The 6,212-nt window shown below is 62.7% G+C and carries 5 protein-coding genes; 4 read left to right on the forward strand and 1 reads right to left on the reverse strand.

Annotation, left to right across the window (positions count from 1 at the left end):
* Positions 1 to 121: 121 nt before the first annotated feature.
* Positions 122 to 1,024, forward strand: a complete 903-nt coding sequence (locus VKV28_03780) for an ABC transporter permease (GenBank protein HLH75909.1) — start codon at positions 122 to 124, stop codon at positions 1,022 to 1,024.
* 5 nt (positions 1,025 to 1,029) lie between these two features.
* A complete protein-coding gene (locus VKV28_03785; GenBank protein HLH75910.1) occupies positions 1,030 to 2,280 on the forward strand; it encodes an ABC transporter ATP-binding protein in 1,251 nt (416 codons plus the stop codon).
* 106 nt (positions 2,281 to 2,386) lie between these two features.
* Here VKV28_03785 and clpB read toward each other — a convergent pair whose 3' ends face one another.
* Complete coding sequence (clpB, locus tag VKV28_03790; GenBank protein ID HLH75911.1) at positions 2,387 to 4,999, reverse strand: ATP-dependent chaperone ClpB; 2,613 nt, start codon at positions 4,997 to 4,999, stop codon at positions 2,387 to 2,389.
* A 154-nt stretch (positions 5,000 to 5,153) separates the two neighbouring features.
* Between clpB and VKV28_03795 the strand changes: the two genes are divergently transcribed.
* Both VKV28_03795 and VKV28_03800 read left to right on the forward strand, forming a co-directional pair.
* On the forward strand, positions 5,154 to 5,624 hold the full coding sequence (locus VKV28_03795; protein ID HLH75912.1) for a (2Fe-2S)-binding protein: 471 nt from the start codon (positions 5,154 to 5,156) through the stop codon (positions 5,622 to 5,624).
* 58 nt (positions 5,625 to 5,682) lie between these two features.
* On the forward strand, positions 5,683 to 6,212 hold a 530-nt coding region (locus VKV28_03800), incomplete at its 3' end, for a hypothetical protein (GenBank protein ID HLH75913.1).

The raw sequence follows: 6,212 nt of genomic DNA on the forward strand, positions 1-6,212 counted from the left end.
TCAATCAGGGATGCAATCTGCTACCTTTTCCCCACACAGCGCGCTTTCTCATCGTGTTCGCCATCAAGCAGAGCTTGCGAAGCTGGTGTTGTCGCCCCTCGTAGATCACAATAGCGTCCTAATGAACCGGTTGGAGGCCGAAGACGCCGATTTCGGCAGCTCCCCGGCACAGGGGCGGAGCAGGTCGGAAACGGTCACGCTGCCCATGCTACCGCTGCTGGTTATCGACGGCGGGCGCGCCTGGGCCAGGATCGATTGGCACGATCTGTGGGGCCATCGGGACCTGTTCTACTTCCTGGCTTGGCGCGACGTTAAGGTTCGCTACAAGCAGACCGTGCTTGGGGTGCTGTGGGTGGTGCTGCAACCGCTATTGACAATGGCGGTCTTCACCCTCCTATTTGGGCGGCTCGCCCACCTGCCCTCCGACGGCCTCCCCTACGCCATTTTTTCTTATTGTGGCCTGCTAGCCTGGAATTTCTTCAACGCCGCGGTGGGAACCAGCTCTAACAGCCTGCTGGTCAGCAGCAATCTGCTGACCAAGGTTTACTTCCCACGCCTGCTGCTACCCGCGGCCTCGGTGGCCGCCACCCTGGTTGATTTCCTGATTGCGGCACTGCTGCTGTTGGGATTGTTACCCTGGTACGGCATTGCCTTGCGGCCCAAGATGCTGCTGCTCCCCGCCCTGGGACTGATCGATGCGCTGGCGGCGCTGAGCGTCGGCCTGGGCTTATCGGCTCTGATGGTCAAGTACCGCGACGTGCGCTACGCCCTGCCCTTCGCCCTTCAGCTTTGGATGTTTCTGACGCCGGTGATTTACCCCACCAGCTTCGTTCCCAGCCGTTTTCGCTGGCTGCTGCTACTCAATCCGCTCACCGGCATCATCCAGGCTTTTCGCGCCGCCATCGCCGGTCGCCCGCTGCCTTGGTTGCCGCTGGCGCTAACGGTTTCGACCATCGCCGCCCTGCTGGTCGCTTCCGCCAGCATCTTTCAGCGCATGGAGCGCGAGTTCGCGGACCTGATCTGACGGCGATGAAATCGATCATCCGCGTCGAACAACTTTCCAAGCGCTACCGGCTGGGCCAACGCGACAATTATTACACTCTGCGCGACACCTTGACGGCTGCCATCCGCCTCCCACGGCGCGCCAGCACCCCGCGCCACGGCGCCCAATATATGTGGGCGCTGCGCGATGTGAACCTGGAGGTCGCACCCGGTGCCGTGCTTGGTCTAGTGGGCCGCAATGGCGCGGGTAAGTCCACTCTGCTGAAGGTGCTGGCGCGCATTACCGCGCCCACCAGCGGGCGGGTCGAGCTGTACGGCCGCGTGGCCAGCCTACTGGAAGTCGGTACCGGTTTCCATCAAGAACTAAGCGGACGCGAGAACATTTTTCTAAGCGGCGCGATCCTGGGGATGAGGCACGCCGAGATCGTGCGTCAATTCGACGAGATCGTCGCGTTCGCCGAACTCGACCGTTTTCTCGATACCCCCGTCAAACGCTACTCCAGCGGGATGTATGTGCGGCTGGCCTTTTCGGTCGCCGCCCATCTGCAACCCGAAATTCTGCTGGTGGACGAGGTGCTGGCGGTGGGCGACGCCGCCTTCCAAAAGAAATGTTTGGGCAAAATCAACGAGGTCGCGCGCGGAGGCCGTACCGTGCTGTTCGTCAGCCACAACATGACCGCCATCCAGTCGTTGTGCGATAGCTGCATCCTAATCGAAGGCGGACAACTGATTGCTCACGGCCCGCCCGCCCAGATAATCGACCATTATCTGGCTCGTCATTCCGATCGCGACGCAGGCCAGCGCTCGCTGCGCGGCCATTCCGGCCGCACCCGCAACTCGCAGGCCGTGATGACGGAGGTCGCGCTGCGCAACGAACGTGAGATGTTAAGCGGCGGCGTCGCGATGGGTGAATCGTTCTCCATCGCGGTCAGTTTCGATTGCGGCACTACCAGCCTGACGCCCTCCTTGGGCATCGCCTTGCGCAGCCCGCATGGCGACCCGCTGTTGGGAGTGAACAACAAATGGATGCGAGACTTTGACGATTCCCGTTGCCGGCAGGGGACGATCATCTGTCGCCTGGAGCGGCCGCCCCTGATGCCAGGGAGCTATTCGATCGACCTGTACCTGGGCGACGGCATGGTAGACATCGACATAATCGAGGGCGCGCTGACCTTCGAGGTCCAGCCGCGCGACGTCTTCGGCAGCGGCAAGCTCCCAGCTCCCGAATTTGGCCCCATCTACTGGCCAGCCACCTTCACCTTGCGCGACGAATCCTGACGCCCCCTGACCAGTTTCCTAGACTCCGCGCCGCCCTCCATAGGAGGCTCAGGACTAAAAAACGGCCAAGTCTGTTTCAGGGCCGGGTCGCCGGCCCTGCGCTCACTCAGGCCGCGGCGGAGGCGGGGGCGCCGGGATGGAATTCCAAACCGCCCGCGCCCGCATCCACGGTCACCCGGCTGTGCTCGTGCACCTCGCCGCTGATGAGTCGGCGGCCCAGCGCGGTTTCCAGCTCGCGCTGGATCATGCGCCGCAGCGGCCGCGCTCCGTAAACCGGATCGTAGCCATGCTCGGCGAGATAATCGCGCGCGCGATCGGTCAGCTCCAGTTCGATATGCCGCTCGGCCAGCCGCTCGCGTAGCCGGCGTAACTGGATATCGACGATCACACGCAACTCCTCTTTGGCCAACGGATGGAAGACCACGATTTCGTCGACTCGGTTGAGAAACTCAGGCCGAAAATTCTGGCGCAATACTTCCAGGCACTGCTCTTTCATCTGCTCGTAATCCTTGCCCCGAAACGACAGGATGAGCTGACTTGCGATATTGGAGGTCATGATCACGATACAGTTGCGGAAGTCCACTGTCCGCCCGTGGCCGTCGGTCAAACGCCCGTCGTCAAGCAGTTGGAGCAGGATGTTGAAGACATCCTGATGCGCCTTTTCAATCTCGTCGAACAACACCACGCTATACGGACGCCGGCGCACCGCCTCGGTGAGTTGGCCTCCTTCGTCGTAGCCGACGTACCCGGGGGGGGCGCCGACCAGGCGGGACACAGTATGCTTTTCCATGTACTCCGACATGTCGATGCGGATCATCGCCGCTTCGTCGTCGAACAGACATTGGGCCAGCGCCCGCGCCAGCTCGGTCTTGCCCACACCGGTAGGGCCTAAAAAGATAAAGGAGCCGATCGGGCGATTGGGATCCTTCAAGCCCGCCCGCGCCCGCACCACCGCGTCGGCCACCGCCGAAACCGCCTCGTCCTGGCCAACCACGCGCTGATGGAGCTCATCGTCAAGATGGGCCAGCTTCTTCACTTCGCCTTCCATCAGGCGCTGCACGGGGATGCCGGTCCAGCGTGCCACCACGTGCGCGATATCTTCCTCGTCCACCTCCTCCTTAATCATGCGCTCACCGCCGGCGCGCGCGGTCAAAGCCGCCTCCTGTTCGGCCAGCTTCTTCTCTAAGCCGGCCAGTTTGCCGTACTGTAATTCGGCCAAGCGGTTGAGGTCATAGTCGCGCCGGGCCTTTTCGATTTCTTGGCGGGTCTGCTCGATCGCCGCCTTGGTGCTGGCCAATTCCTCCAAGCCGCCCTTCTCGCGCTGCCATTGGGCCTGCAAGCCGTCGTGCCGCTCGCGCACTTCGGCCAACTCTTTCTCCAAGCGCTCCAGTCGCTCGCGCGAGGCGGCGTCGGTCTCCCGCCGCAAGGCTTCGCGCTCGATCTCCAGTTGCATGATCCGCCGGTTGACTTCGTCCAGCTCCACCGGCAGCGATTCTTTCTCGGTGCGTAGCCGTGCCGCGGCTTCGTCGATCAAATCAATCGCCTTGTCGGGCAGAAAGCGGTCGGCGATATAGCGCTTGGAGAGCACCGCCGCAGTCACCAGCGCGCCGTCCTTGATCCGCACCCCGTGGTGAACTTCGTAGCGCTCCTTGAGCCCGCGTAGGATCGAAATGGTGTCCTCCACGCTGGGTTCGTCCACCAGCACCGGCTGAAACCGCCGTTCCAGCGCCGCATCCTTCTCGATATGTTTGCGATACTCGTCTAGGGTGGTGGCACCGATACAATGCAGCTCACCGCGCGCCAGCATCGGCTTGAGCAGGTTGGAAGCGTCCATCGCGCCTTCTGCCGCACCCGCCCCAACCACCGTATGCAGCTCGTCGATAAACAGGACAATCTCGCCTTCGCCCTGCTGCACTTCCTTCAGAACCGCCTTAAGCCGCTCCTCGAATTCACCGCGGAATTTCGCCCCCGCCACCAGCGCGCCCATGTCCAGCGCGACCACGCGCCGGTTCTTGAGCCCTTCGGGCACGTCGCCACGCACGATCCGCTGCGCCAGCCCCTCCACGATCGCGGTCTTGCCGACTCCCGGCTCGCCGATCAGTACCGGATTATTCTTGGTCCGGCGCGACAGCACCTGGATCACGCGGCGGATCTCTTCATCGCGCCCAATCACCGGATCGACCTTGCCCGCCGCCGCCAGTTGGGTCAGATCGCGCCCGTAGCGCTCCAGCGCCTGGTAGGTGGCCTCGGGATTGGCCGAGGTCACCCGTTGATTGCCGCGCACCTTGCGCAGCGCATCCATCAGTTTGTCACGAGTCAGCGCCAGGTCCCGCAGCACCTTGCCCGCCGCGCCGGGCTCATCGAAAATGGCGAGTAGCAGATGCTCGATCGAGACATATTCGTCTTTGAGTTGGCCCGCTTCCTGCTCCGCGCGCGCCAGCACGCGCGACAGCCGCTGGGTCATATAAACCTGCCCGGCGTCGGCACCCGAACCGCTGACACGCGGCAGCCGGGCTAACTCGGCTTCCAGCCGGCTGGCCGCCTGTCTGACGTCCACCCCAGCCAGCTTCAAAATAGATGGCGCCAGCCCGGACTCGTCCTCCAGCAGCGCGGCCAGCAGATGCTCGACGTCCACCGCCTGATTTTGCCGGCTGCTGGCCGCTGATTGCGCCCGCCCCAAAGCTTCCTGGGCCTTTTCAGTATAACGATTTAAGTTCATGTCTTTTGAGTTACGCCTAGCCCCTCGCTTGGTAAAGAATTTAATCACGCTGGACGTAGGCGCAACCGCGAGAGTTGGCCCCGGCCAGCAGTTTTGCTATGCCCAAGCCAGGCGCTGAGTAGAAAATGCCTTATTCACCAACGAGGCAAGCACGATGGAAATCAGGCTGACGGTCAATGGCGTGGCGCGAACCGACCAGGTCGAACCCCGGCTCTTGCTGGTCCATTATCTACGCGATCGGCTCAACCTGACCGGCACTCACGTCGGTTGTGAAACTTCCTTATGCGGGGCCTGTACCGTCTTGCTCAACGGACGCGCGGTCAAGGCCTGCACGATGCTGGCGGTTCAGGCCCAAGACTGCCAGGTCACTACCATCGAAGGGTTGGCGCCAAGCGGCGAATTACATCCACTGCAAGAGGGTTTCTGGAACGAACACGGCCTGCAATGCGGCTTCTGCACGCCGGGCATGATCATGACCGCCGCCGACCTGCTGGCACACAATGCTGACCCTGACGAGGCCCAGATAAGGCGCGCGTTGGAAGGCAACCTGTGCCGCTGCACCGGTTATCAGCATATCGTCAACGCCGTCAGTTACGCGGCCCAGCGCATGCGCCAATCAGGCTGAAGGTCCAATCCATCAGCTCAGCAAGTCGGCCACCAGTTTTCGGCAAGGAGACAATCCGATGGCGGTAGTACCTAAATTTGTCGGAGCGCGAGTCAAACGGCGCGAAGATCCGCGCCTAATCGCGGGCGCCGCTACCTACTGCGATGATGTGCGATTGCCGGAAATGGCGGTGGCGGTAATCATGCGCAGTCCCTACGCCCACGCCCGTATCCTTTCGATTGATTTGAGCGCCGCGCGCAACGCCCCCGGCGTGATCTGCGCATTGTCTGGCGAGGATCTCAAGGGCCGTATCGGTCCCCTGCCCTGCGTGGCGCCGGTGCCCAAACTACCCGACCATCCGGTGCTGGCGCGCGGCAAGGTGCGTTTCGTGGGTGAGGCGGTGGCGGTGGTAGTGGCCGATAATGCGTATCACGCCCAGGATGTCCTCGATCTGATCGAAGTGCAGTACGAACCGCTGGATGCGGTGACCGACCCCGAAGCGGCGCTGGCCAAGAACGCCCCCTTGCTCCACGAAGAGCTGGGCAGCAACCTGGTCTCCGCCTCGCAGGTTCCGGGCCGAGTCGATGCCCCGATGCGTGAGGCCGACGC

The organism is Candidatus Binataceae bacterium (assembly GCA_035294265.1).
Taxonomy (GTDB): Bacteria; Desulfobacterota; Binatia; order Binatales; family Binataceae; genus DATGLK01.

Coding starts and splice junctions, on each gene's coding strand:
- VKV28_03785 (HLH75910.1), top strand. CDS start 1,030: ATGAAATCGATCATCCGCGTCGAACAACTTTCCAAGCGCTACCGGCTG.
- VKV28_03795 (HLH75912.1), top strand. CDS start 5,154: ATGGAAATCAGGCTGACGGTCAATGGCGTGGCGCGAACCGACCAGGTC.
- VKV28_03780 (HLH75909.1), top strand. CDS start 122: ATGAACCGGTTGGAGGCCGAAGACGCCGATTTCGGCAGCTCCCCGGCA.
- clpB (HLH75911.1), bottom strand. CDS start 4,999: ATGAACTTAAATCGTTATACTGAAAAGGCCCAGGAAGCTTTGGGGCGG.